Source organism: Glycomyces xiaoerkulensis (genome assembly GCF_002798405.1).
Lineage (GTDB): Bacteria > Actinomycetota > Actinomycetes > Mycobacteriales > Micromonosporaceae > Glycomyces > Glycomyces xiaoerkulensis.
In genome coordinates, this window is record NZ_PGGV01000007.1 from 99002 (window position 1) to 124233 (window position 25232).

The following is a 25232-nucleotide window of genomic DNA, read 5'->3' on the forward strand; positions in this document are numbered from 1 at the left end:
CACCCGAGTGCCGCAATTCACCAGCCGCTAACGCAGCACCTCCACCAGATCCTCCGACACCGCCGCCTCGATGTACGAACCCCCCGTGGCCTCGGCGATCGCCGACAGATTGCCCGCATCGGCCGACCCGAACCCCACCGTGTGCACCCGCACCGACCCCGGCCGCTCCGCCAGCGTCTCGGCCGTCTCCTCGATCGTCGGCGCACTGACCGTATCGACACCGCCATTGGTCAGCACCACCACCGCATACTCACCGCCACCGTCACCGGCCCGCTCACTCATGAACTCGTGCGCATCCATCACCGTGTCGAACAGCGGCGAACCCCCCGGATACAGCGAATTCTGCGACAACGCCCAGAGCTGATCCTCCAACCCGACCCGCTCATCACCCGACAACTCGGCCGGCTCGACCACCTCCCGCCAATGGTCCTCCGAACCGGCACCGACCCCGAACTCCCACAACCCCACCCGGGCCGAGTCCTCGAACTCGTACAACAACGACACCGCCGCCCGGATCGCCGCATCACCGGCCGAAACCGACTCACCGCCGTACTCCACCGACTCCGACCCGACCGACGCCGACCGGTCCACCACCATCAGCACATGCAGATCCCGCCGCATCGACCGCCACTGCCACACCGCCTCCCGCACCGTCTCACCGGTGATCGCCCCCGCCGACGACACCCCCGGCTCCACCGGCGAAATCCCCGCACCCTCGAACTGAGACAACGCCTCCGAAGACTGCAGATACTCCCCGAACATCCGCGCGATCGACGCATCACTGGCCGACACCCAACCGGCCCCGTCCAACACCAGATACGGATACACCGCATCCAACTCCGCACCACCCGGCGTCACCGGCACGAACTGGAAATCCAGATCCGAAGACGCATTCACAGCCTCCACCTGGTAATCCAACGCCGTATACACATCGGCGAACCCCAACGGATCATCCGAATCCAGCGCCTCCGAAAACAACTGCCGGGCACTGTCACCCCACCGACCCGCATCGACCGCCGCACCGTACCGCCGCATCGCCTCCCCATCGACCCCGCCGGCACCGTCGCTGACCGCATTCAACATCGCCTGCAACCCCTCGGTCGACGCACGCGGATCCGCACCCGCCAACGTCACCGAACCGGCCTCGGCCGCCTCCAACACCTCAGACCACGACGGCGGCTGACCACCCAGCCAACCCAACTCCGCAGCCGTCGGCTCCGGCACCGCCAACACCGACTTCGACTCCCCCAGCACCACCGGCTCCGACGAGAAATAATCCGCCGTCACCTCCGTGCCCGACACCCACTCCGGCCACACATCCGAATCCGGCACCCACGCAATCGGCAACGGCCCCACCGACACCGTGCTCCAATCTCCCGTCAGGTTCTGCGACGCCTCCACCGCCCCGACCGGGTTCACCTCCACCCCCACGCACTGACCGTCCAGCTCCGGATTCCCCCGCTCCCACTCCAGCGCCAAATCCTCCAACGTCCCCGCGATATTCTCAGCCGCCGCCACCGACACCCGATGCGTATCCCCACCGCAGCCGGCACGCAACAACAGCACGAAACCAGTGGTCAACCCCGAGGCCACCAACACGCACACCAACGTGATCACGATCCACGGCGCCACCGGCAACCGCGACCCGCCTCTCTTCCGCCGCCGACCGGTACGGTGCGACTTCACTGCACGCGTGTGCCCGAAAACCATCACTCACTCCTGGGGGAACTGTCGCCAGCCAGTGTAGAACCACCCGACAGACCCAGCCCCACCCCGGCCGAACGGCTCCTCAACCCCCGTACGACCCGACCGGCGGACACGTACACGCCAAGTGACGATCACCCCACGCATTATCCACCCGCCCCACCGGCGGCCAATACTTCGAACCCACCACACCAGCAGGCCACGCCGCCACCGACCGCCCATAAGGCCGACCCCACTCCTCGGCCGACACCACCGCCGCCGTATGCGGCGCCCCCCGCAACACCGAATCCTCAAGCGCCACCGCACCCGACGCCACCGCATCGATCTCGCCCCGAATAGCGATCATCGCCCCACAGAACCGATCCAACTCCCCCAAACCCTCCGACTCGGTCGGCTCCACCATCAACGTCCCCGCCACCGGAAACGACATCGTCGGCGCATGAAACCCGAAATCGATCAACCGCTTCGCCACATCCTCCACCGTCACCCCCGTCTCCCGCGACAACCCCCGAAAATCCAAAATGCACTCATGCGCCACCAGGCCATGCTCCCCCGCATACAACACCGGAAACACCCCCCGCAACCGCGAAGCCACATAATTCGCCGCCAACACCGCCGACGACGTCGCCGCACGCACCCCCTCGGCACCCATCATCCGCAAAAACATCCACGGAATCTGCAAGATCCCCGCCGAACCCCACCGGGCCTGCGACACCGGCCCCACCGGACCCGACTCCCCCGCCAGCGGATCCGACGGCAAATACGGCACCAAATGCCCCGCCACCGCCACCGGCCCCACCCCGGGACCACCACCGCCATGCGGAATACAGAACGTCTTATGCAGATTCAGATGCGACACATCCGCCCCGAACCGCCCCGGCTTCGCCCAACCCAGCAGCGCATTCAGATTCGCCCCATCCACATACACCTGACCACCCGCATCATGGACCCGCCCACAGACCTCCACAATCGACGACTCATACACCCCGTGCGTCGACGGATACGTCACCATCAGCGCCGCCAGCGAACCACCGAGCTCACCGATCCGCTCCTCCAAATCCGCCACATCCACATTCCCCGCCTCATCACAGGCCACCACCACCACACGCATACCCGCCAGCACCGCCGACGCCGCATTCGTCCCATGCGCGCTGGCCGGGATCAGGCACACGTCGCGCTCCCCTTCGCCGCGGGCCTCATGCCACGCCTTGATCGCCAGCAGCCCGGCCAGCTCGCCCTGGGAGCCGGCGTTGGGCTGGACACTGACCGCGGCGTAACCGCACGCGTCGGCCAGCCAGCCTTCGAGCTGGTCGATCAGGCGCCGCCACCCCTCGGTCTGCGACTCCGGCGCCAGCGGGTGGACGTCGGCGAACTCGGGCCAACTGATCGGCTCCATCTCGGCGGCGGCGTTGAGCTTCATGGTGCACGACCCCAGCGGGATCATGCCGCGGTCGAGCCCGTAGTCGGCATCGGCCAGCCGCTTGAGATACCGCATCATGGCCGTCTCGGAGCGGTGCGAGGAGAACACCGGGTGGGTCAGGTAGGGGCTCTCGCGGCGCAGCCGGTCCGGGACCGCCGGTTCGGCCGCCCCGAGCAGCCGGGCGCCGAACGCCTCGCACACGATCCGCAGGTCGGACTCGCCGGTGGTCTCGTCGCAGGCGACCGCCACGTGGTCGGCGTCGACGCGGCGCAGATTGATCCCGCAGGCCGCCGCCGACGCGACCACGGTGTCGGCACGCCCGGGAGTCGCGGCCACGACGGTGTCGAAGACCGCCTCCCGGACGATCCCGATCCCGGCGCCCCGCAGCGAGGCCGCCAGGCGGGCGGCGGCCGAGGCGGTGCCCTCGGCGATCCGCCGCAGTCCGTCCGGACCGTGCCAGACCGCGTACGAGGAGGCGAGGACGGCCGGAAGCACCTGCGCGGTGCAGATATTGCTGGTGGCCCTCTCGCGGCGGATGTGCTGCTCCCGCGTCTGGAGCGCCAGGCGCAGCGCCGGGGCGCCGCTCGCGTCCCGGGAGACCCCCACCAGCCGGCCCGGCAGCCCGCGCTTGAGGTCCTCGCGCACCGACATGTAGCCGGCGTGCGGCCCGCCGAAGCCCATCGGCACGCCGAACCGCTGGGTCGACCCCACCGCGATGTCGGCCCCGAACTCCCCCGGCGGCCTCAGCAGCGCCAGTGCCAGCAGGTCGGCCGCGACCGCGACCGTCGCGCCCCGCTCCCGGGCGGCGTCGGCGACCGCGCTCCAGTCGCGGAGCTCGCCGTCCGCGCCCGGGTACTGCAGCAGCAGCCCGAACATCGCCTCGGGCAGCGCGTCCGGGTCGGCGCAGTCGGCCTCCACCAGCTCGATCCCGACCGGCTCGGCGCGGGTCGCCAGGACAGCCTTGGTCTGGGGCAGGACGCGGCGGTCGACCACGAACACCTCTGAGGGCGGTCCCGCCGAGGGCCGCCGGCGCCGGGCGGCGGTGCGCCGGGCCAGCAGCATCGCTTCGGCGGCGGCGGTGGCCTCGTCCAGCAGGCTCGCGCCCGCCACCGGCAGCCCGGTCAGGTCGGCGACCATCGTCTGGAAGTTCAGCAGGGCCTCCAGGCGGCCCTGGCTGATCTCGGCCTGGTAGGGCGTGTAAGCGGTGTACCAGGAGGGGTTCTCCAGGACGTTGCGCCGGATGACCGCCGGGGTGTGGGTGCCGTGGTAGCCCAGGCCGATCATCGACCGCATCGGGCGGTTGCGTGCGGCCAGGGCGCGCAGCTCGGCCTGCGCCTCGGCCTCCGAGGCGGCCTGCGGGAGGTGGAGTCCGTCGTCGGAGCGGATCAGGTCGGGCATGCAGGCGTCCATGAGCGCCTCGACGCTGGGGTAGCCGACGGCCTTGAGCATGGCGTCGCGGTCGGCGGTGCTGGTGCCGATGTGGCGCTCGGAGAAAGATGACGGGTACACGAAGACGACCTCCGGTGACAGTGCTGCGTTGGCGTCCCCTCATCTGTCACCGGCGCTGCGGCGCGGCTTCAGAGCGGCCATATCCGGGCGGTCCTGGTACCTGAGAGCTTCGGAGAGGGACTTGCCCCTTCGGTGCCGCGTGCCTGCGCTTCGGCGAGCGTCAGCCCGGCTGCGGTCTCTCCCGTCCGGTTTTCCGGCTCTGCGCACATCGTATGTCAGGATGCGGTGCGTCGTCGATCGGGCACGGGGCCGCCTCCGGCGCGCCCGGTCCCGTGGGCCTGCTCGGGCGGGTGGAGCCGGGTGGGCGCGGTGATCGGCGCCTCCCCGGGGAGGGTGGCCAGGCGGCCCATGACCTCGGTGACGGTCGAACGGACGGCGATGCCGAAGACGCCCTGGCCGCCGCGCAGCAGGTCGATGACCTCGCCGGCCGACCGGCACTCGTAGACGGTGGATCCGTCGGACATGAGCGTGATCTCGGCCAGGTCCTTCACGCCGCGGCGGCGCAGTGCATTGACGGCCTTGCGGATGTTCCGCAGGGAGACGCCGGCGTCCAGCAGGCGCTTGATGACCTTCAGGACGATGATGTCGCGGAAGGAGTAGAGCCGGTTCGATCCCGAACCGGCCGCGGGGCGCACGCTCGGTTCGACCAGTCCGGTGCGGGCCCAGTAGTCGAGCTGCCGATAGGAGATGCCGACCACCCGGCAGGCGGCGGTGCCGCGCCAGCCGCGGATCTGCGAGAGGGGCACCTGGTTCCGGCCGATCGATTCACTGTGGGCATCCATCGCGTCCTCCGCACGCCAACTGGGCTCTTCGAAGGAGCGTAACGCCCGAACACAGCACAATGGGCCGAACCAGAATATTGCTCGACCGGTCGGCGGGGGGTGCGGCTCAGTGGTGTTCGTCGAAGTCCTCGGGCGAGACCTCCTCGAGGAATTCCCGGAACTTCTCCACCTCGTCCTCCTGAGTGTCGGGCAGGACCACACCCGCCTCGTCGAGGACCTCCTCGGCGCACCAGATCGGGGCGTCGGCCCGCAGCGCGAGCGCGATCGCGTCCGAGGAGCGCGAGGGGACGCGGGTCTTGTCGTTCAGCAGCAGTTCGGCGAAGTAGATCGTGTCGCGGAGTTCGATGATCTCCACGGCCGTGAGCGTCGCCTCGAGCGCCTTGAGGATGTCGCGCATCAGGTCGTGGGTGAGCGGGCGGGACAGTTGGACGTCCTGCTGCTGGTAGGCGATCGCCGCCGCCTCGACCGTGCCGATCCAGATCGGCAGGTAGCGGTTGCCGTCGTTCTCTTTGAGCAGGACTACCGGTTGGTTGCTCGGGAGTTCCACGCGGACCCCGACTACGGTCATCATCCGCACCTGTTCGCCTCCAACGGGTGCCTCGTCGCCGACCGGACCCGTGCCGGGTGTCGCCGCACGGGCCCCATGTCTCTCAGCCTACTCGCATAACATTCGATGTGAACCGAGCGGACGGCATCGGACCTCGGGGATCAGGCCGCGGCCGGCTTCGGGCCGCTGATGAAGACCAGGCGGAACTTGCCGATCTGCACCTCGTCGCCGTTGCCGAGCGTGGCCGTCTCCACGCGTTCACGGTTGACATAGGTGCCGTTGAGGCTGCCGACGTCGCGGACGGTGAATCCGGGGGTGTCGCGGTGGAATTCGGCGTGGCGCCGGGATACGGTCACGTCGTCGAGGAAGATGTCGGAGTCGGGATGCCGGCCCGACGTGGTCACTTCCGTGTTCAGCAGGAAGCGGGCGCCGGCGTTCGGTCCACGGCGGACTACCAGCAGCGCGGTTCCCGCCGGCAGCGAATCTGCCAGCCGAGCAGAGTTCAGCTCCGCGTCGACCTCGCCACTCTCCTGCAGAGCGGAGAGGTTCATCGTGGCCGTCACATCCGGCGGAGGGAACTCGTCATTCGAACGCGTCATGGATTGCCACCTTCTACAAGTCTGGACCCTCTGGTCACTCCGTAAGCTTCGCATACGCGCCAGCGTCGAGCAAAGCAGCGAGCGAGCCCGAATCCTCGACTTCGATGTCGAACATCCAGCCCGCCTGATAGGGGTCGCTGTTCACCAATTCCGGGGATTCCGACAGTTCGTCATTACATGTCAGGATCTTACCGGTGACAGGAGCGTACACGTCGGAGACGCTCTTGGTCGATTCGACTTCGCCGATCACGTCCCCGGACCGCACCTCGGCGCCGGCCTCCGGGAGCTGCACGAAGACCACGTCGCCGAGCGAGTTCTGGGCGAAGTCGGTGATGCCGACGCGGACGGTGCCGCCCTCGCGCTGCTCGATCCACTCGTGTTCGGCGGTGTAGCGCAACTGCTCCGGAATCACCTGGTGCTCCCCTCTGAGAAGGCCGCCGAGCGGCGGGCCGGACGCACATGACCGTATCGCTCACCCGGATGCGGCCGTCGGCGGGTCCGCTTCAGGGTGATCATGCCAATCTAGCCGGTGGCGTTGCCACGCTTCGGGAGCCTCGCCGTGTCAGGCGGCCGCGCGGGCGCGGGCGCGCCCGGAGCGGAGCAGGCCGCCGGCCTGGCGGAGGTAGACGAACGCGGCCAGCCAGTACAGGCCCAGGCCCCACCAGGCGAGGGCCCAGCCCAGCGGGGCGGCCCAGGTGGTGGCGTCGTCGCCCAGGCCGGCGACGACCAGCACCGGGAACGACATGAACACCACGGTGGTCGCGCACTTGCCGAGGAAGTGGACCTGCGGCGGGGCGTAGCCGTACCAGCGCAGGAGCACGACCAGGCTGACCAGGACGGTCTCGCGGGCGAGGACCGCGATGGTGAACAGCCACGGCAGCAGGCCCATGAAGGTCAGGGCGAGCAGCGCGGTGAGGATGTAGAGCCGGTCGACCAGCGGGTCGAGCAGGCGGCCGAGCCTGGAGACCTGGTTGAGGCGGCGGGCCAACTGCCCGTCGACCCAGTCGGTGCCGCCGCCGATGGCCAGGACCGCCGCCGCCTGCCAGTAGTACTCGGTGGCCATCAGCAGGTAGCAGAACAGCGGGATACCGGCCAGACGGATCGCGGTGACCAGGTTCGGCCACGTCCAGACCCCCCAGCCGGTGGGCGCTGCTGCGTTACTCAAGGCGGGTCCTCTCGGCGGCTCCTGTAGCCGTTGGTTTCCACTTCGCTCGACCGGCGCGAGCCTGGTTCTCGACGTCGCCGCGGTGGGTGTACCGCGATTCTAGCCTCAGGGGACCGACACTGTAAGCCTGTAGCAGCGCGCTGCCGTTGTGTAGCCGCCGGGCGAAGCCCGACGATATGGGGCTCTGGGGCGGTGACGGCGTCCGGTTTGGCGGAGGTTGAAAACCTCGATGTCGATATATATCTAAACCAAACAGTGATAGAAAACAACCCGGGCCGATCCCGGCCCGGGTCGCTTTCAGGCGGCCGCTACTGCGGCGGGGCACCCGGGATGTCCGGCGGGGCCTCCTCCTTGCGGAAGTAGGCGTTGGAAGCCGGCACCGCCAGCAGGATGATCACCAGCAGCGAGCCGAGCGTCGCCAAGGCGAACACGGCGTAGTCGACCCACGTGGCCCAGGCCGGGTAGGCGTCCATGGCGGCGTCGACCAGGGCCTGCGCGTCGAGATCGATCGGCGGGTCGGCGGCGTCGAAGCCCATCTGCATGAAGTTGGCCAGGAACACCTGCAGGGCCAGAACGAAGCCGCCGCAGATGAGCACCAGGGGCTGGAAGACCCAGGTCAGGATCCGGGTGACGCGGTTGCCGGCGAGGTTGAACAGGGCCAGCAGGACCAGGCCGGCCACGATCACCAGCGGCAGGATCAGGTCCGCGCCGGCCGGTTCGAAGGTCTGTTCGGTGACGCCGTACTCCTCCGGCAGCTCGCCGACATCGGTCCCCTGCCGCTCGAGCTCGTCGACCAGGGCCTGGTCGGCGTCGGCGCCGTAGACGAAACCGGTGATGGTCGAGACGGCCATGCCGACGGCGAGCAGCAGTTGGAGCCAGACGGCGAGGGTCACGGTGCCTGGGCGGGGCTTCCTCTGATCTGCCTGGGGCGGATTGGTCATGGTCTCCTCCAAGGTTCGGATGGGCATACGCTACCAACCCGGCTCCACCTTCTCAGGGAGGAACAGACGTCCTACTCCAGCAGGACGAGCGCCCCGCCGCGTCCGCTCACCGGCCGAGCCGGCGATGCACCGCCAGCGCGGCCCCGATCACGCAGCCGCTCATGGGGACCAGCAGGATCCACAGCGCCCAGGTGGCGACCGCCAGCACCAGCAGCCCGCCCAGGAGCATGCCGGTGCCGCCGAAGTCGCCGCGGGCGTCCTCGGCCGCCGCGGCGGCCAGGGACCGCCAGCTCGAGCCGGGCGTCCAGGCCGCGGCGGCCCGCAGCAGCACCGTCGCCGCCGCGGCGGCGACGAGCATGGTCAGCAGCGCCATCAGGGGCCGCCCGGGGACGCCTTCCACGGTCAGGACGGCCAGGTCGAGCGCGAGCAGCACGGCCGCGCCGAGGACGGCCAGGCCCGCCGGCCATCCTTCGCGCCAGGCGGTCCGCAGGTCGCGCAGGAACTCGCCCAGGGACGAGGGGGTGCCGTCGAGGAAGGCGGCCAGGTGGCGGGTCGAGGCGGCCAGGGCGGCCGGGACGGTCACCACCGGCAGGGCGGCGAGCGTGAACCACAGCCCGGTCAGGATGCACTCGGCGAACAGCGCGAACGGCCGCGTCCGGTCGGTCGGGTCCTTCCGGCTCTTCCCGGCCACGCTCACCGGCCTTTCCATCGTGCGGCTACCCCTTGACGCCGGAGGTGGCGATGCCGCGGATGAGGAACCGCTGGAACACCAGGAAGAACAGGACCACCGGGACCAGCGACAGCAGCGTCATGGCCATCATGCCACCCCAGTTGGTGACGCCCTCGGTGTTCGAGTACGCCTGCAGCAGCCGGGGCAGGGGGAACTTCTCCATGTCGTAGAGGTAGATCAGCGGTCCCATGAAGTCGTTCCACGCCCAGATGAAGGTGAAGATCGACGAGGTCACGATCGCCGGGCGCAGCAGGGGCAGCAGGATGCTGAAGAAGACCCGGAAGTGCCCGGCCCCGTCGATCTTGGCCGCCTGGTCGAGTTCGCGGGGGATGCCGCGCATGAACTGGATGTACAGGAACACGAAGAACGCGTCCAGTCCCAGGAACTTGCCGATCACCAGCGGGAAGTAGGTGTTGGTGACCTCGAGTTCGGAGAAGATCAGGTACTGCGGGATGAGCATGACCTGCCAGGGCAGCAGGAGGGTGGCGATGACGACGCCGAACATCGCCGTGCGGCCTGGGAAGCGCAGCCGCGCCAGGGCGTAGGCGGTGATCGAGCAGGAGGCGGTCACGCCGATCACCGACAGCGCCGAGATCACGAAGGAGTTCCAGAAGAACCGCCACAGCGGGATCCCGGCCAGACCGTCGAAGGCGCCGGCGAAGTGGTCCCAGGTGACCGTCTCGGGCCACAGTGAGGTGTCGCTGATGATGTCGGCGTTGCCCTTGATCGAGGCGGCGATGAGCCACAGCAGCGGGTACAGCACGATCGCCAGGACCAGCAGCATGATGCCGTGCCACAGGGCCGACTTGGCGCGCTCGGAGGCGGGCGGGCGGTTGCGTTCGATGGTGCGGCCGCTTGCCGTCTTGACCGTCATCGGTCCTCCCCTGCGTAGAAGACGAGCTGCTTGGCGGCCCGGAACATGATGATCGTGACGATGCCGACGGCCAGGACCAGGATCCAGGCGTAGGCCGAGGCGAAGCCCATGCGGAAGTCGGTGAAGGCGAGCGTGTAGATGCGGACGGTGTAGAACAGCGTCGACCATGCCGGCGCCCCGGCTTCCCCGCCGATGATGTAGGCGGGTCCGAACAGTTGGAAAGCGCCGACCGTCTCCATCAGGACGTTGAAGAAGATGACCGGCGAGAGCATCGGCAGGGTGATGTGGACGAATTTGCGCCACTTGCCGGCGCCGTCGACCTCGGCGGCCTCGTAGAGCTGCTGGGGCACCTGCATGAGGCCGGCCAGGAAGATCACCATGGGCGCGCCGAAGCTCCAGACGGCCAGCAGCACCAGCATCAGGATCGAGACCGAGGGGTTGCCGAGGAAGCCGCCGCCTTCCCAGCCGAACGAGCTCATGATCGAGTCCTGGACGCCGTCGTTGGAGAACAGGGCCTTCCAGATGAGTGCGACGCCGACGCTCATGGCGATCAGCGAGGGCATGTAGAACGCGGCCCGGTAGAAGCCCATGCCGCGGCGGCGCTGCGACAGCAGCATCGCCACGAACAGCGAGGCGACCAGTTTGATGGGGACCGACACGGCCACGTACATGAGCGTGACCCGCACGGTCCGGAAGAACATCGGGTCGTCGAAGACGGCCCGGTAGTTGGTGAGCCCGGTCCACTCGCCGCCGCGGATCAGGTGGTAGTCGGTGAACGACAGGTACAGCGACCAGGCCATCGGGCCGATGGTGAGCACGGCGGTCCCGATCAGCCACGGGAGCATGAAGGTATAGCCGGCTAGGCGCTCACCTCCGCGGATCCCCGAGGAGCGGCGGCCTGCCGCTCCTCGGGGCCCGCGGACCGGTGGCGCTCCGGCCTCACCGGCCGCGCCGGGCTTCGACTCGGCGGTGGTGGGGGGAGACGCTGACACGGCTGTTGATTCCTCTGTCTCGGTGTCGGATCTATTGCTCGGCCTGGAGGAGGGTCTCGGCTTCGGTGAAGAAGGTGTCGACCGCGTCGGCGACCGGCAGCTCGCCGTACAGCACCTGCTCGTAGACCTCGCCGAACTTGCTCTCGATGGCGCCGGTGGCCGCGGGCGGGGCCGGCGGCGGCGTGGTCAGGTACTGCTCCACGCTGGCCTCGTAGTCGAGCACCTGCTGGGAGATGTCGTCGATCTCGACGTTCTCGCGGCCGACGTTGGTGGCCGGGACCCCGCGGTTGGTGCCGAGGATCTTGATGGCCTCCGGGTCGGTCAGCATGAAGTCGATCAGCTTGCCGGCCGGGTCGGCGTTCGGGGTGTTGGCCGCGATGACGAACTGCATCGACGGCTTGAGGTACAGCCCCAGGTTGCTCGGGTCGGAGGTGGGCGGCGCGGCCAGGGCCGGGGTGCCGCCGTTCTCCTCGATCGTCGGTGCCAGCCAGGGCAGGAAGTTGTCCCAGGTGATCTCCGAGCCGATCGCGTCGAGGACCATGCCGTCCTCCTCCCACTGGGTGGTGACGTCGATCGGGGCGACGTGGCCGCCGGAATTGAGCTCCTCGGTCTTGGACCACCACTCGGTGAGCTGGCCCTTGTCGAAGTTGAGGGCGGTGCCGTCGTCGGTGTAGAAGCTGCCTCCCTGCTGGCGCAGCCACAGCTCCATGAAGTGGTACTGGCCGGCGTAGTCGCCGCCGCCCCACTTGCCGTCCTCGCCCAGGTCGGCGGTGACGGTCTTGATGTACTCGTGGTAGTCGTCCCAGGAGTAGCCGGCCTCGAGGCTGACGCCGGCGGCGTCGAACCAGTCGGCGCGGTAGAGCATGCCGAGCGTGTTGCCGGCGATCGGGACCGCCAGCAGTTCGTCGCCGACGTAGCCGGTGTCCAGGAAGCCCTCCATGAAATCGGAGGTGTCGACCACTCCGTCGAGCGGAAGGAGCATCCCGTTGCCGCCGAACTGGCGCAGCCGCGAGTAGTCCATCTGGAAGACGTCGGGCAGGTCCTGGGAGGCCATGCGGGTCGTCATCGACTCCCAGTACTCGGGGAAGTCGGCGAAGTTGGTCTGGATCTTGATGCCCTCGTTCTTCTCCTGGAAGAGGTCGACGGCCTGCTGGGTGATCTCGGCGCGGTCCTCGTTGCCCCACCACTCGAAGCTGAGCTCGATCGGGTCGTCGGCGGTGCCGGCGGGACCGCCGTCGTCGCCGCAGGCGGAGGCGGCGCCGAGGGCGGCGGCCGCCGAGGCGCCGGTGAGCACGGTCCGCCGCTTGGCGCGGTATGGGTTGCGGATCATCGTGGATGTTCTCCTTCTTGATGAGGGGTCCCGCTCGCGCGGGCCTTCAGGATCTATTCGGTTCTTCCCGCCTCGTCGGGGCGTGCGAGCCGTCGGTCGGCTCCGCCCGGGGACGGGAGGTCTTGGAGCCGGGCCGCGGCGTCCCGCCACGGCCCGGGCGGGCCGGCCGGTTCGTATCGGCGCGGCCGGGCGGAGGCGCGTGCGGCGCGCCTGCGGGCCTCGGGCCCGGGTTCGAGCAGGCCGATCGCCTGGGCCTGGACGAGTGCGTTGCCGAGGGCGGTGGCCTCGTCGGGTCCGGCCAGGACCGGTCGGCCGGTGGCGTCGGCGGTCAACTGGCACAGCAGGTCGTTGTTGGAGCCGCCGCCGACCATGTGGACCAGGTCGAACTCGGTGTCGGCCAGTCGTTCCAGGTGCTCGACGGCGCGGCGGTGGGCCAGCGCGAGCGAGTCGAGGACGCAGGCGGTGATCTCGGCCGGTGTGGCCGGGACGGTCTGTCCGGTCCGCTCGCACCAGGTGCGCAGGCGCGAGGGCATGTCGCCCGGTTCGGTGAAGACCGGGTCGTCGGGGTCGACCAGGGACTGCCGGCGCGGGACGGCCCCGGCCTGTTCGATCAGGTCGGGCAGGTCGAATTCGTGGCCGTTCCTGGCCCAGGTGCGCAGGGACTCCTGGAGGAGCCAGAGGCCGGCGACGTTCCGCAGGAAGCGGGTCGAGCCGTCGGCGCCGCGTTCGTTGGTGAATCCGGCTTCCAGTGCCTCGGCGGTGAGGACCGGGCGGGCGCGTTCGGTGCCGACCAGGGACCAGGTGCCGCAGGAGATGTAGGCGGCGCGTTCGGTCTCGTAGGGGACGGCGGCGACCGCTGCGGCGGTGTCGTGGGTGGCGGTGGCGATCACGCGGGTGTCGGGGCCGAGGCCGGTGTCGTCGGCGACGGCGCCGGCGAGTGGTCCCAGGACGGTGCCGGTGGGGGTGATGGAGCCGAGCAGTCCGGGGCGGATGCCGGCGGCGGTGCGGGCGGTCTCGTCCCAGGTGCCGGTGGCCTGGTCGACCAGGCCGGTGGTGGAGGCGTTGGTGGCCTCGCAGGCGGCCTGGCCGGTGAGCCAGTAGCCGAACAGGTCGGGGATGAGCAGCAGCCGGTCGGCGGCTTCGAGCTTGGCCGCCGGTTCGGCGGCGAGCTGGAAGAGGGTGTTGAACGGCTGGTGCTGGATGCCGGTGCGGGCGTAGAGGCGTTCGGCGCCGGCCGTGGCGAGTACGCGTTCGCGGCTGTCGCGGGTGCGGCCGTCGCGGTAGCACACGGGGCTGCTGAGCAGGTGGCCGTCGGCGTCGGTGAGGGCGTAGTCGACCGCCCAGGAGTCGACGCCGATCGAGGCGGCTTCGCCGAGGGTGCGGAGGCCTTCGCGGAGGCCGTGCCAGAGTCCGAACAGGTCCCAGTAGAGGCGTCCGGCGGCTTCGGCGGCGCGGTTGGGGAACCGGGCGGTCTCGGTGAGGGTGATGCGGTCGTCGTCGACGGCGCCGGCCATGACCCGGCCCGAGGAGGCGCCCAGGTCGACCGCGGCGATCGGGGCGCTCATCGGAGGAACCCCTGCGGGTTGCCCGAGTCGACCGGGAGGTGGACGCCGGTGGTGAGGCCGAGGTCGGGTCCGACCAGGGCGTAGACGGCGTCGGCGACCGATTCGGGGAGGACCTCCTTCTTCAGCAGGGTGCGTCCGGCGTAGTAGCGGCCGAGTTCTTCCTCTTTGACGCCGTAGACGGCGGCGCGCTCGGCGCCCCAGCCGCCGGCGAAGATGCCCGATCCGCGGACGACGCCGTCGGGGTTGACGCCGTTGACGCGGATGCCGTGCTCGCCGAGTTCGGCGGCCAGGAGGCGGACCTGGTGGGCCTGGTCGGCTTTGGTCGCGGAGTAGGCGATGTTCTTGGGGCCGGCGAAGACGGCGTTCTTGGAGACGATGTAGACGATGTCGCCGCCCAGGCACTGGGCGATCATGAGCTTCGCGGTCTCGCGGGAGACCAGGAAGGAGCCCTTGGCCATGACCTCGTGCTGGAGGTCCCAGTCGGCGGCGGTGGTCTCGGTGAGCGGTTTGGACTGGGAGAGGCCGGCGTTGTTGACCACCAGGTCGATGCCGCCGAAGGCGAGGGCGGCGCGGTCGACCGCGGCGGCGACGGCCTGCTCGTCGGTGACGTCGGCGGCGATGCCGACCGCGACGTCGGTGTTACCGATCTCAGATGCGGCGTCGATCGCCTTGTCGGCGTTGAGGTCGGCGATGACGACGCAGGCGCCTTCGGCGGCCAGTCGCGCCGCGGTGGCCTTGCCGATGCCGCCGGCGGCGCCGGTGACCAGCGCGACGCGTCCGGCCAGGGGTTTGGGCGCCGGGAGGCGCCGGAGCTTGGCCTCTTCGAGGGCCCAGTACTCGATGCGGAACTTCTCGGACTCGTCGATCGGGGCGTAGGTGGAGATCGCTTCGGCGCCGCGCATGACGTTGACGGCGTTGAGGTAGAACTCTCCGGCGACGCGGGCGGTCTTCTTGTCGGCGCCGAAGGAGAACATGCCGACGCCGGGGACCAGGACGATCGCCGGGTCGGCCCCGCGCATCGGGGGGCTGTCGGGTCCGGCGTGGCGCTCGTAGTAGGCGGCGTAGTCCTCCCGGTAGGCCGCGTGGCGCTCCCGGAGGTGCTCGACGACCTCCTCGAGCGGGGCGTCGGCGGCGGTCTCCAGGACCAGGGGCCGGACCTTGGTGCGCAGGAAGTGGTCGGGGCAGGAGGTCCCGAGCGAGGCGAGTTCGGGCATCCTCTCGCCGGAGAGGAATTCGAGGACGGCCTCGTCGTCGCAGAAGTGCCCGACCCGGCGGGCGTCGGTGGAGGCCAGGCCCCGGATGATCGGTGCCAGAGCGGCGGCGCGGTCGGCGCGGTCGGGTTCGCCGAGCGGTTTCCAGGCGGCGACGGCGGCGCCGAACGGGTCGGTCTTCCCGTGCTCGGCGATGAACGCCTCGCACCCGCGGATGATCTCCAGCGAGTTCGCTTCGCATTCGGCGGAGGTCTCACCCCAGGCGGTGATGCCGTGGCCGCCGAGGATGCAGCCGATCGCCTGGGGGTTGGCGCGCTTGATCTCGGCGATGTCGAGTCCGAGCTGGAAGCCAGGGCGGCGCCACGGGACCCACACCACGCGGTCGCCGAAGCACTCCCGGGTGAGCCGCGGCCCGTCGACGGCGGTGGCGAAGGCGATCCCGGAGTCGGGGTGCAGGTGGTCGACGTGGTCGGCCTCGACCAGGCCGTGCATGGCGGTGTCGATGGAGGGGGCGGCGCCGCCGCGGCCGTGGAGGCAGTAGTCGAAGCGGCCGACCATCTCGTCTTCGGCTTCCACGCCGGGGTAGGTGCCGACCATGGCGCGCATGCGGTCCAGGCGCAGCACGGCCAGGCCCTCGGGCCGGAGGGTGCCGAGGTCGCCGCCGGAGCCTTTGACCCACAGCAGTTCGACGTCCTCGCCGGTGACCGGGTCGGCCCGGGTGCCCTTGGCGGAGGTGTTGCCGCCGGCGAAGTTGGTGTTGCGCTTGTCGGCGCCGATCCGGTTGGACCGGGCGATGAGTTCGTTGACCGGTTCGCTCACGTCAGGCCCCCCATCCGGCGGCCTGGCCGCCCTGGCGCTCGGATTTGATCTTGTCGGCGTAGCCGCTGGCCGCGTAGGCCGCGACCGGGTCCGGGTGCAGGCCCTGCTCTTCGCGCAGTTCGGCCAGCAGCGGCCGGACGTCGGTGTTGTAGGCGTCCATCAGGACCGCGTTGGCTCCCAGGACGTCGCCGGCCGACTGGGCGGCCTCGAGGGCGCCGTGGTCGACCAGCAGCGCCTTCGCCGTCGCCTCCTGGACGTTCATCACCGAGCGGATGACCGCCGGGATCTTCGGTTCGATGTTGTGGCACTGGTCGAGCATGTAGGCGATGCCCGATCCGGCGCCGACCGCGCCGCGCAGGGCCAGCTCGTGCATGATGCGGAACAACTGGAACGGGTCGGCCGAGCCGACCATGAGGTCGTCGTCGGCGTAGAACCGGGAGTTGAAGTCGAACCCGCCGAGCTTCCCGGCCCGCAGCAGCACCGCCACGATGAACTCGATGTTGGTGCCGGGGGCGTGGTGCCCGGTGTCGATGACCACCTCGGCCTTGTCGCCCAGGGCGGCGCAGTGGGCGAACGCGGTCCCCCAGTCGGGCACGTCGGTGTGGTAGAAGGACGGCTCGAACAGCTTGTACTCCAGCAGCATCCGCTGGCGCTCGCCGAGCTTGCCGTACACCTCGGCGAGGACCTCGGCGAGCCGGTCCTGCCGGGCCGCGATCGAGTCCTGCCCCGGGTAGTTGGTGCCGTCGGCGAACCACAGTTTCAAATCGTCGGAGCCGACCGCCTCCATGATCCCGATGCACTCCAGGAGGTGGTCGGTGGCCTTGCGTCTGATGCCGGGCTCAGGATGGCAGACGCTGCCGAGCATGTAGTCGGCGTCCTGGAACGTGTTGGAGTTGATGGTGCCGATCCGCACGCCCTGCTCGGCCGCGTAGGCCGCCAGCTCGCCGAAGTCGTCGACCTTGTCCCACGGGATGTGGAGCGCCACCGATCCGGCCGTGCCGGTGAACCGGTGCACCTGCGCGGCGTCGGCGATCTTCTCGTACGGGTCGCGCGGCACGCCCTCCTGGGCGAACACCTTGAACCGGGTGCCCGAATTGCCGAACGCCCACGACGGGGTCTCGATGTTCTGCGACGCCAACACCGACTTGGCGTCTCTCACGGGGTCACTCACCAGCAAACTCCTCTGCCTCGGCCGCTGCCAATTGGTCCTCCAGGTGGAACACCTCCGGGATCACGTTGAACGACTCGTCGGCGGAGGCCCCGTCGGTCCCTTCGAAGAAGGGCGCCATCTCGGCCTGCCAGCGGGCGTTGACGTCGCGCTCGGCCATCGCGGCCCGGGCGGCGTCGAAGTCCTCGGTCTCGAGATAGCCGATGAGGAGTCCGTCGTCCGACAAGAAGAGCGAGTAGTTGCCCCACCCGGTCTCCGACAGGGCGCGGAGCATGTCCGGCCAGACCGCGGCGTGGCGTTCGCGGTACTCGGCGAGCCGGTCGGGCCGTACTCGTAGGGTGAAACACACTCGCTGTGTCACAGGGGTACCTCCTTGAGGTCGTGGTCACGATTATTACATCGGCGCCATTGAATCGTTTCACGTGGGGTCTCGTCAACATAGAACGCGCTGGCCAGCGCTGTCAAGAACCGTCCCGTTACTTTTCCGTAGCTGGTACGCGATATGCTCCGAGTGCTTCCGGCAATCGGTTGAGTCGTTTCAACCTCATGGTCCGGCTCCCGCGCGCGAGAGTCAGGCCGCCGCCCCGCCCCGGATAGACTCGATGAGGTGACGATGACCACTACCAGCATGAAAGACGTCGCGCGGGCCGCCGACGTGTCGGTCGGAACGGTATCCAACGTGCTCAACCGCCCCGACGCCGTCGCCGAGGAGACCCGGCGGCGCGTGCAGGCGGCGATCGCCCGGCTCGGATACGTGCGCAACGACTCGGCCCGGCAGCTCCGCGCCGGACGCAGCCGCAACGTCGCCATCGTAGTCCTGGACGTGGCCAACCCGTTCTTCACCGACGTGGTGCGCGGCGCCGAGCCGCTGGTCGACACCGCGGGGGGCGTGGTGACCGTGTGCGACTCCGGAGAGGACGTCGGACGCGAGGCCAAGCAGCTCGAGATCCTCGAGGAGCAGCGGGTGCTGGGGCTGCTGATCACGCCGGTCGACAACTCCTCGGCCGAGCGGCTGGCGCGCTTGGCCGCGCACGAGATCCCGGTGATCCTGGTCGACCGCGGCGCGGGGCTGCACCCGCACTGCTCGGTGGCGGTCGACGACGTCCACGGCGGCCGGATGGCCGCCCGGCACCTGCTGGAGCTGGGGCACGAGTCGATCGCCTTCGCCGGCGGCCCCACCTCGATCCCGCAGGTCGACGACCGCCTGACCGGCTGCCGCGAGGTGTGCGAGGGAGCCGGGGCCGGACTGGAGGTGCTCACCTCGGTGAGCCTGAACGTCACCGGCGGCAGGGAGGCGGTCGAGCAGATGCTCGCGCTGCCGCGGCCGCCGACGGCGGTCTTCTGCGCCAACGACCTCATCGCTCTCGGCGCGCTCCAGGGCCTGACGATGCGCGGGATCAAGGTGCCCGAGGAGTGCGCGATCATCGGTTACGACGACATCGACTTCGCGGCCGCGGCGGCGGTGCCGCTCTCCTCGGTCCGGCAGCCCCGGGCCCAGTTGGGGCGCACCGCCGCGCAGTTGCTGTTCGACGAGATCTCGGAGGGGCCGGGGCACACGCACCGGAACGTGGTCTTCCAGCCGGAACTGGTGGCGCGTGCGTCGACGGCGGTCAACCTGTAGGATGTCGTCGGTATTTACCGATAAAGCATCCCCCTCTGAGAGGCAAGCATGGCGGAACACCACCGAGCACGCATCGAATTCGATCCCCGCTTCACCGTCGCCGACGTGCCCGAGCGGCTCTTCGGCTCCTTCGCCGAGCACCTGGGGCGGTGCATCTACACCGGGATCTACGAGCCGGACCACCCCACCGCGGACGCCGACGGGCTGCGCGGCGACGTCCTCGACCTGGTGCGCGAACTGGGACCCACGATGATCCGCTACCCCGGCGGGAACTTCGTGTCCGGCTACCGCTGGGAGGACGGGATCGGCCCCAAGGCCGAGCGCCCCAAGCGTCTCGACCTGGCCTGGCAGACGACCGAGACCAACCGGTTCGGCCTCGGCGAGTTCATGAAGTTCTGCCGCACCACCGGCGTCGAGCCGAACATGGCCGTCAACCTCGGCACGCGGGGGCTCCAGGAGGCCCTCGACCTGCTCGAGTACGCCAACCACCCCGGCGGCACCCACTGGTCGGACCTGCGCCGCTCCCACGGCGACGAGGAGCCCTACGGCATCAAGCTGTGGTGCCTGGGCAACGAGATGGACGGCCCGTGGCAGATCGGCCAGCTCACCGCCCACGAGTACGGGCGGCTCGCCGACCGGACCGCGCGGGCGATGCGCATGTTCGACGACTCGGCCGAGCTCGACCTGGTCGCCTGCGGCTCCTCCAGCCGCGCCATGCCGACCTTCGGGGAGTGGGAGGCCGAGGTCCTGGCCAACTGCTACGAGTCGGTCGACTTCATCTCCGCGCACGCCTACTACGAGCCGGTCGGCGGCGACCTCGCGAGCTTCATGGCCAGCGCCCAGGACATGGAGCTGTTCATCGACGGCGTCACCGCCACCGCCGACGCGGTCGGCGCCAAGCTGAAGAGCGCCAAGAAGATCGACATCTCCTTCGACGAGTGGAACGTGTGGTACCAGTCGAAGATGGCCGACTCGCCGCACGAGCCGTGGTCGACCGCGCCGCGACAGCTCGAGGACCGGTACTCGGCGATGGACGCGGTCGTCTTCGGGTCACTGCTGATCACGCTGCTGCGCCGCAGCGACCGGGTGCGGGCCGCCTGCCTGGCGCAACTGGTGAACGTGATCGGGCCGATCATGACCGAACCGGGCGGGCCGGCCTGGCGTCAGACGACGTTCTACCCGTTCTCCGACGCCAGCAGGTACGGACGCGGCAAGGTGCTGCGGGTCAACGCCGACTCGCCGTCGTTCGCGACCGAGAAGTACGGCGAGGTGGACTCGCTCCACTCGGTGGCGGTCGCGGGCGAGGACGGCTCGATCACGGTATTCGCGGTCAACCGGAGCCTGGAGACCCCGATGACCGTCGAGATCGACGCCGGCCCGCCGCCCGGCACCGGCGAGGTGACCTGCTCGACCCTGCACGACGCGGATCCGGACGCGCGCAACACGCTCGAGCACCCCGACCGCGTGACGCCCGAGGAGAACACGAAGGTCGCCGTCGAAGACGGCAAGATCAGCGTCGAGCTGCCGGCGATGAGCTGGAACACGATCCGCATCCTGCCGTAGCGGCACGATCGGAGCGGCGGCCCGGGCGACGTGCGCTCGGGCCGCCGGCGTCTATCGGGTGAAGTGGCCGGCCAGGTCGTACAGTTCGGCGGCCTTGTCCCGGTCGCCCCGGCCGGCGACCGCGCCGACCGGCGAGCGCCGCCACAGCCACATGAGGATCTCGCCGGGCGTGCCCGAGACGGTCGCCTGCGCACCGGCGGCCAGCGAGTCCTCTATGTCGATCCGGCCGGTGGCGACGTGGACGGTCCAGGTGCGGCCGTGGGCGTCGATGCCGACACGGAGGCCGCCATGGCGCGCCAGCGGCCCGGCGAGCCGCTCGCGGCCGACCCGGCTGCCCCAGGCGAGCTTGATCGCGAGCGTCTCGTCGACCGCGTCGGCGCCGAGCTCGTCGTCGACCGGCCCGATGCGCCCGCCCGCGGCCAGTTCGGCGTCGGCCCGGTGGACGACCGTCTCACAGGCCAGGCGGCGGATCCAGAACCCGACGGTCTGGTCGGGGCCGTACCAGGTGTAGGCCAGGCTCTCGGGCCCGCGCTCGTCGAACTCGGTGAGCAGTTCGGCCAGTGCGGCCTCGAACCGCTCGGTCGGGCTGCCGGTGCGCTTGAGCCGCTCGGAGTCGTCGGGTTCTCGCAGCAGCCGGATGCATTGGAGCTTGTGGTCGTAGACCTCGGTGACGTGCTCAAGCAGGTCGGCGACGGTCCATCCGGGGCAGGTGGGCACGCGTGCGTCGGGGCCGGCCCCGGCGACGGCGGTCTTGAGTCGGTCGGCCTCGGCGATGAGGTGGGACCGGAGGGATGCGGGTTCCATGACCGAGATCTTGCCACACCGGCCGGACGGGTCGGCCGTTCACGCGCACTGCCAAGTGAACACCGCCCGGTCGAAACGGTGCGCGGCGAGGTCGGCCTCTTGGATGAGCCAGTAGAGCATGCCGGCGTCTCCCCAGGTCATGCTGGAGCCGTCGTCGGTGTCGATCTGGGCCAGCAAGAGCCAGCGTTCGGGGTCGGCGTATTCGGGCGCGCCGCCGGTACCGGGAACGTCGGCGGCGGCGCCGGCCGCTTCGTATCCGACCGGGCGCTGGATCGACAGCGGGTGGCCGCCGACTTGGTGGCAGACGCTGACCGACACCTCTTCGTAGACGGCGTCGACAAAGGAATCGGCATCGACCGGGTGCCCGGGACCGCGCTCGGCGGTGCCGCCGAAGGCCGCGGCGATGCCGGGGCTCTCGGGCTCGGGCGCGGTCGTGACCGCCTTGGCGCGCAGCAACTGCCGGGGATAGGGCTTGAGCGGATCCGGTGCGCTGCGGCGTTCGACCGGCGTGCCGTCCGGGACGTAGAGCACGCGGGCGCCGCTCTGAGTGCCGGGCTCCCAAGGGCCGACGACCTCCACTCCCCCGTCGACCTGGCCGTCGAAGTAGAAGTACAGCAGGTGTCCGGACTCCGGCAGGGGCATCCGGTCGATGGACAGGCGGGCGCAGTCGAACGAGGCGATGAAGGTCAACGGGCCGTGGCCCTCCCACTCCGGCCACGCCTGCCCGATCGGCAACTCGGGGTCGCCGCCGAGTTGGGCCGCAACGGTATCGATTCCGGCGGCCCAGTCGAACTGGATCGCCGGCCGGAGCAAAGCCTTCCACCGCTCGGCCGCATCCGGCGGCAAGTGCCGGTCGGCGAGGTCGTGAAGCTCTTGGGGATCGCTCATCTGCGCACCGTAGCGCAAGCTTGGGACACCTGTGCGCGGGCTGCCAGGTCGTTCCGCCACCCGGACGCCGCGGGCTGCCGCGTCGCGGTCACGATGCCTTCGCGAGCACCTCGCGAAGGCAGGCGGCGAAGGCTCCGGGTTCGTCCACGAAGCCGGTGTGGCCGCCGGGGAACAGCACCGGCTCGGTGGACAGTTCTTCGGCGAGCGCTCTCGAAGTGCGATCGCAGAACTGCCCCGCCGATTCGCCGCCGATGCCGATCAGCACGCGGGTGGGCGTCTCCCGCAGGACCGCGATGTCCGGGCGCCAATAGGTCGCGGGCAGTTCCATACGCTCCACGAAATAGCGCTCGTCGCGCGCGTCGGCCTCCGGTAGGTCGCCGCCGAAGATCTCCTCCACGGCCTCGTCGGGCATTTCGATGCCCGCCGTGGCGAGGAACTGCTTCCAGTACCCGAGCCGGTCCCCTGATAGATAGGTCTCGCGGTTCGCCTCGTGCGAGCGCCGCAGTTCCAGGCGGTCGGGAAGGAGCTCGGCCAGCGGGGGCTCGTGCGCGATGACGGTCGGGGCCAGGTCCGGCCGCTGCTGGGCTAGCGCGAGTGCGCTGACCGCGCCTCCGCTCGATCCGAGTACCGCGGCGGGCCCGGCGTCCACGTGCTCGATCACCCGCGCCAGGTCGTCGGCTCGTGTCTCGGGGGTCACGTCCGCGCCGCGGTCGGCGACGGTGCTGTGCGCGATGCCGCGTGGATCCATGGTGAGCACGGTGTACTCGGCGGCGAGTTCGTTGGCGAGTTGCTCGAACGAGGAGGCGGCCATCGGCGCCGCGTGCAGCGCGAGCACCGGCCCGGACCCTCGTGTCTCGTAGTAGAGGTTCGCTCCTCGGCCTTCGGCCCAGCCGGTCCTGACCTCGGGTGACGTCGTTTCGGTGTTAATGATGACTCCTTCGAAAATCTGAGGGCGGACACGCGCAGACTCGCGTCGTTGCAGAAGGCGCCGCGACATGCGCACGAGTATGTCGTCGCCGTCACGGGCGCCACGCGGGGTCGCGTCCGGTAAGGCCGAGCAGCCGGTCCTGCGACGGGGCCTCGGGGGCGATGTCGACCGCGGGCCCGTAGAGGCCCTCGCGGGCGGCCGGGTCCTCGGCGAAGGCGCGGTTGTGCTCCAGCAGGGTCTCGACGACCGGGGTCGGGATGAGGTAGTCCTGGCCGGTGGCGCGGGCCAGGTCCCAGCCGTGGACGGCCACTTCGTTGAGCGCGACCAGGCCCGTGACTCGGGCGGGCATGGTCACACCGCCTGCGGTGGCCTCGCCGTCCCATGCGGCCGGGTCGGCCCAGGCGTCGGCGAGCGCGGCCAGGCGTCCCGGCAGGAGGGTCCGCCAGTCCCGCTCGATCTCGGGCGGCGGGGTCCCGGGCGGGGTGTCGGTGTGCGGCCCACGTTCCTTCTTCGCCGCGCCGGTGAATGCGACGGTGAGACCGAGCATGTGGTTCACCAGCCCGGCGACGGTCATCCCCTCGCAGGGGGTGGGTCCGGGCAGGTGGGCGTCTTCGATGCCTTTCAGCAGGGTCGCGGCCTGGTCGGTGACGTTCCGGAAGTCGATCGCGGGCTCGGTCATGTCCGTTCCTCATCTCTAGGGTGCGTTCTCCAGTGCTGACGAGGTCGGGGACCGAGATTCATCGGTCGGGGCGGGTGTGGTGTGGCCTGATGGGCCCGGCATTGGTCGCGGGTGCGCCGGCGGGGTGCCGCGTCCGGGTGGCTGCGGTGCGCTGAGGCGGCTACGAAGGAGCGGGTGGGCGGTTGCGGGTGGGTGTTCGTGGCCGGGTGGTCGGCGGTTGCGGTGGGGCCGTGGCGGGAGGGTCGGCGTCGAGTGTGAATGATCCTCGTATCCGGTTGGGCCCCAAGTTGTCCGGTGCCGAACATGAAGACTCTCTCACTCGTACGGGTGATGCCATATCCGTCATCGTTCCGTAACATTGAGTAGTAGCACAGGCGATCTGAATCGGTCTGCTTGTTCGAATCTCGATGAGGGGGTGTGCGATGGCGGCGACCGGGACCCGCAGTACCAGGGCCGAAGCCCTCCGCACCGACCTCGACGACGCGGCGGCGCTGATGAACTCGGTCCATGCCCAGGTCTTGGGGCGGGTGATCGAGGCGCTGGACTGGAAGGTCCACCGCGACCTGGACGGGTTCGCCTCGCCGTTGGAGTGGCTGCGGACCGGGTTCGGATTCCACTTTAAGGTGGCCGCCGACATCGCCGTGGTCGCCAAGTGCGCCCGGAAGTTCGCGGTGCTGGCCGAGGCGGCGGCCGCCGAGCGGGCCCGGATCGATCTGGTCGCGGTCGCCGTCCGCCGCCTGGAGCGCACGAAGGCCCTGCGCGTCTACGCCCGGGTGCCCTACGGCGAGGCGGTCCCCTCCCCGTGGGGTGGCGACGTCACCTGCTCCACCCCTGAGCACTTGATTGCCGAGTACTGCGCTCATGCCACCCGGGCTGAGCTGATCGGCTACCTCGACCGGATCGAGGCCGCCCTCGATGCGGGCGAAGAGCTGCTGGACGGGCTCTCCGAGCAGTCGCTGCAGCGGGTCGATCTGGTGGAGCTGCCCAATGGCATGTGGTCGCTGGAGGGCCTGCTCGACGGCCAGACCGGGCGGCTGTTCGCGAAGCTGCTGGAGACGGCCGTGCCCCCGCCCCGGGCCGACGAGACCGACGAGGACGGGGTGCTCCCTCCGGCGGCCAACCGCCGGGCCGAGGCCCTCCACCAGATGATCGCCGCCTACGGGGCCGGTCCGGCCGCGCCGACCCGGCACGGCCACACCGCGACGCTGAATCTGACGGTCGACCTCGCCACCCTCCGGGGCGAGGACACCGGGCGGGTGCCGCTGATGGAGGGCCGACCGGTCTCGGTCGCCAAGGCGCGCCTGCTCGCGTGCGAGGCCGGGGTCGTCCCCATCGTGTTCGACTACACCACCGGTGAGGCGGTGGAGGTCGGGGCCTACCGGCGCCTGCCGGG

23 protein-coding genes and 1 riboswitch are annotated in these 25232 nt (G+C 70.0%); of the genes, 3 read left to right on the forward strand and 20 right to left on the reverse strand.

Annotation, left to right across the window (positions count from 1 at the left end; genetic code table 11):
* Positions 1-27: 27 nt before the first annotated feature.
* The 16 genes from CUT39_RS02590 to CUT39_RS02665 form a co-directional block, all read right to left on the reverse strand.
* Positions 28-1617 (reverse strand): vWA domain-containing protein, encoded by a 1590-nt coding sequence (locus tag CUT39_RS02590; RefSeq protein WP_198586817.1) that lies wholly within the window; start codon positions 1615-1617, stop codon positions 28-30.
* A gap of 172 nt (positions 1618-1789) precedes the next feature.
* Positions 1790-4633: an aminomethyl-transferring glycine dehydrogenase gene (gene gcvP, locus CUT39_RS02595; RefSeq protein WP_100444385.1), complete on the reverse strand. Its 2844-nt coding sequence runs from the start codon at positions 4631-4633 to the stop codon at positions 1790-1792.
* A 78-nt stretch (positions 4634-4711) separates the two neighbouring features.
* Positions 4712-4827: riboswitch (glycine riboswitch) on the reverse strand.
* A 21-nt stretch (positions 4828-4848) separates the two neighbouring features.
* Positions 4849-5415 (reverse strand): MerR family transcriptional regulator, encoded by a 567-nt coding sequence (locus CUT39_RS02600; protein ID WP_100444387.1) that lies wholly within the window; start codon positions 5413-5415, stop codon positions 4849-4851.
* Positions 5416-5521: 106 nt separating this feature from the next.
* Positions 5522-5992 carry a bifunctional nuclease family protein gene (locus tag CUT39_RS02605; RefSeq protein ID WP_100444388.1) on the reverse strand — a complete coding sequence of 157 codons (471 nt, stop codon included), beginning with the start codon at positions 5990-5992 and terminating at the stop codon, positions 5522-5524.
* Positions 5993-6123: 131 nt separating this feature from the next.
* Entirely contained in the window at positions 6124-6561 is a 438-nt protein-coding gene (locus CUT39_RS02610; protein WP_100444390.1) for an FHA domain-containing protein, read from the reverse strand.
* A 34-nt stretch (positions 6562-6595) separates the two neighbouring features.
* Positions 6596-6973 (reverse strand): glycine cleavage system protein GcvH, encoded by a 378-nt coding sequence (gcvH, locus tag CUT39_RS02615; protein ID WP_100444392.1) that lies wholly within the window; start codon positions 6971-6973, stop codon positions 6596-6598.
* A 150-nt stretch (positions 6974-7123) separates the two neighbouring features.
* Entirely contained in the window at positions 7124-7726 is a 603-nt protein-coding gene (locus CUT39_RS02620) for a CDP-alcohol phosphatidyltransferase family protein (RefSeq protein ID WP_100444393.1), read from the reverse strand.
* A 308-nt stretch (positions 7727-8034) separates the two neighbouring features.
* On the reverse strand, positions 8035-8667 hold the full coding sequence (locus tag CUT39_RS02625; RefSeq protein WP_157930440.1) for a hypothetical protein: 633 nt from the start codon (positions 8665-8667) through the stop codon (positions 8035-8037).
* Positions 8668-8773: 106 nt separating this feature from the next.
* On the reverse strand, positions 8774-9364 hold the full coding sequence (locus CUT39_RS02630; protein WP_100444395.1) for a hypothetical protein: 591 nt from the start codon (positions 9362-9364) through the stop codon (positions 8774-8776).
* A gap of 19 nt (positions 9365-9383) precedes the next feature.
* Complete coding sequence (locus CUT39_RS02635; RefSeq protein ID WP_100444396.1) at positions 9384-10271, reverse strand: carbohydrate ABC transporter permease; 888 nt, start codon at positions 10269-10271, stop codon at positions 9384-9386.
* Positions 10268-11263 carry a carbohydrate ABC transporter permease gene (locus CUT39_RS02640; RefSeq protein ID WP_198586818.1) on the reverse strand — a complete coding sequence of 332 codons (996 nt, stop codon included), beginning with the start codon at positions 11261-11263 and terminating at the stop codon, positions 10268-10270. Before CUT39_RS02640 ends, CUT39_RS02635 begins: the two co-directional genes overlap by 4 nt.
* A 31-nt stretch (positions 11264-11294) precedes the next feature.
* Positions 11295-12593, reverse strand: coding sequence for an ABC transporter substrate-binding protein (locus CUT39_RS02645; protein ID WP_100444398.1), 1299 nt, complete (start codon positions 12591-12593; stop codon positions 11295-11297).
* 53 nt (positions 12594-12646) lie between these two features.
* On the reverse strand, positions 12647-14158 hold the full coding sequence (locus tag CUT39_RS02650) for a rhamnulokinase (protein WP_100444399.1): 1512 nt from the start codon (positions 14156-14158) through the stop codon (positions 12647-12649).
* Positions 14155-16188 (reverse strand): bifunctional aldolase/short-chain dehydrogenase, encoded by a 2034-nt coding sequence (locus tag CUT39_RS02655; RefSeq protein ID WP_100444400.1) that lies wholly within the window; start codon positions 16186-16188, stop codon positions 14155-14157. The genes CUT39_RS02650 and CUT39_RS02655 overlap by 4 nt, the downstream gene beginning before the upstream one ends.
* A 1-nt stretch (position 16189) precedes the next feature.
* Positions 16190-17347: an L-rhamnose isomerase gene (gene rhaI / locus CUT39_RS02660; protein WP_100444401.1), complete on the reverse strand. Its 1158-nt coding sequence runs from the start codon at positions 17345-17347 to the stop codon at positions 16190-16192.
* A gap of 4 nt (positions 17348-17351) precedes the next feature.
* Complete coding sequence (locus tag CUT39_RS02665; RefSeq protein WP_100444402.1) at positions 17352-17717, reverse strand: L-rhamnose mutarotase; 366 nt, start codon at positions 17715-17717, stop codon at positions 17352-17354.
* Positions 17718-17969: 252 nt separating this feature from the next.
* Here CUT39_RS02665 and CUT39_RS02670 point away from each other — a divergent pair, with 252 nt between their 5' ends.
* A complete protein-coding gene (locus CUT39_RS02670; RefSeq protein WP_198586820.1) occupies positions 17970-18977 on the forward strand; it encodes a LacI family DNA-binding transcriptional regulator in 1008 nt (335 codons plus the stop codon).
* A 48-nt stretch (positions 18978-19025) separates the two neighbouring features.
* Positions 19026-20540, forward strand: a complete 1515-nt coding sequence (gene arfA / locus CUT39_RS02675) for an arabinosylfuranosidase ArfA (RefSeq protein ID WP_100444404.1) — start codon at positions 19026-19028, stop codon at positions 20538-20540.
* A 51-nt stretch (positions 20541-20591) separates the two neighbouring features.
* On the opposite strand, the gene CUT39_RS02680 is transcribed toward arfA, so the two are convergent.
* The 4 genes from CUT39_RS02680 to CUT39_RS02695 form a co-directional block, all read right to left on the reverse strand.
* Positions 20592-21344 carry a maleylpyruvate isomerase family mycothiol-dependent enzyme gene (locus CUT39_RS02680; protein WP_100444406.1) on the reverse strand — a complete coding sequence of 251 codons (753 nt, stop codon included), beginning with the start codon at positions 21342-21344 and terminating at the stop codon, positions 20592-20594.
* Positions 21345-21383: 39 nt separating this feature from the next.
* Entirely contained in the window at positions 21384-22232 is an 849-nt protein-coding gene (locus CUT39_RS02685; RefSeq protein ID WP_100444429.1) for a YwqG family protein, read from the reverse strand.
* Positions 22233-22320: 88 nt separating this feature from the next.
* Complete coding sequence (locus CUT39_RS02690; protein WP_408611094.1) at positions 22321-23163, reverse strand: alpha/beta fold hydrolase; 843 nt, start codon at positions 23161-23163, stop codon at positions 22321-22323.
* Positions 23164-23251: 88 nt separating this feature from the next.
* Positions 23252-23839, reverse strand: coding sequence for a TIGR03086 family metal-binding protein (locus CUT39_RS02695; RefSeq protein ID WP_100444408.1), 588 nt, complete (start codon positions 23837-23839; stop codon positions 23252-23254).
* Positions 23840-24261: 422 nt separating this feature from the next.
* Here CUT39_RS02695 and CUT39_RS21405 point away from each other — a divergent pair.
* Positions 24262-25232 (forward strand): DUF222 domain-containing protein (locus CUT39_RS21405; protein WP_114149479.1); only part of this gene is annotated, 971 nt, incomplete at its 3' end.

Excerpts from the sequence above, each read along its gene's own strand:
- CUT39_RS02600 (WP_100444387.1), bottom strand. The coding sequence starts at position 5,415 with ATGGATGCCCACAGTGAATCGATCGGCCGGAACCAGGTGCCCCTCTCG.
- CUT39_RS02670 (WP_198586820.1), top strand. The coding sequence starts at position 17,970 with ATGACCACTACCAGCATGAAAGACGTCGCGCGGGCCGCCGACGTGTCG.
- CUT39_RS02645 (WP_100444398.1), bottom strand. The coding sequence starts at position 12,593 with ATGATCCGCAACCCATACCGCGCCAAGCGGCGGACCGTGCTCACCGGC.
- CUT39_RS02695 (WP_100444408.1), bottom strand. The coding sequence starts at position 23,839 with ATGACCGAGCCCGCGATCGACTTCCGGAACGTCACCGACCAGGCCGCG.
- CUT39_RS02650 (WP_100444399.1), bottom strand. The coding sequence starts at position 14,158 with ATGAGCGCCCCGATCGCCGCGGTCGACCTGGGCGCCTCCTCGGGCCGG.
- CUT39_RS02625 (WP_157930440.1), bottom strand. The coding sequence starts at position 8,667 with ATGACCAATCCGCCCCAGGCAGATCAGAGGAAGCCCCGCCCAGGCACC.
- CUT39_RS02635 (WP_100444396.1), bottom strand. The coding sequence starts at position 10,271 with ATGACGGTCAAGACGGCAAGCGGCCGCACCATCGAACGCAACCGCCCG.
- CUT39_RS02685 (WP_100444429.1), bottom strand. The coding sequence starts at position 22,232 with ATGAGCGATCCCCAAGAGCTTCACGACCTCGCCGACCGGCACTTGCCG.
- CUT39_RS02680 (WP_100444406.1), bottom strand. The coding sequence starts at position 21,344 with ATGGAACCCGCATCCCTCCGGTCCCACCTCATCGCCGAGGCCGACCGA.
- arfA (WP_100444404.1), top strand. The coding sequence starts at position 19,026 with ATGGCGGAACACCACCGAGCACGCATCGAATTCGATCCCCGCTTCACC.
- CUT39_RS02610 (WP_100444390.1), bottom strand. The coding sequence starts at position 6,561 with ATGACGCGTTCGAATGACGAGTTCCCTCCGCCGGATGTGACGGCCACG.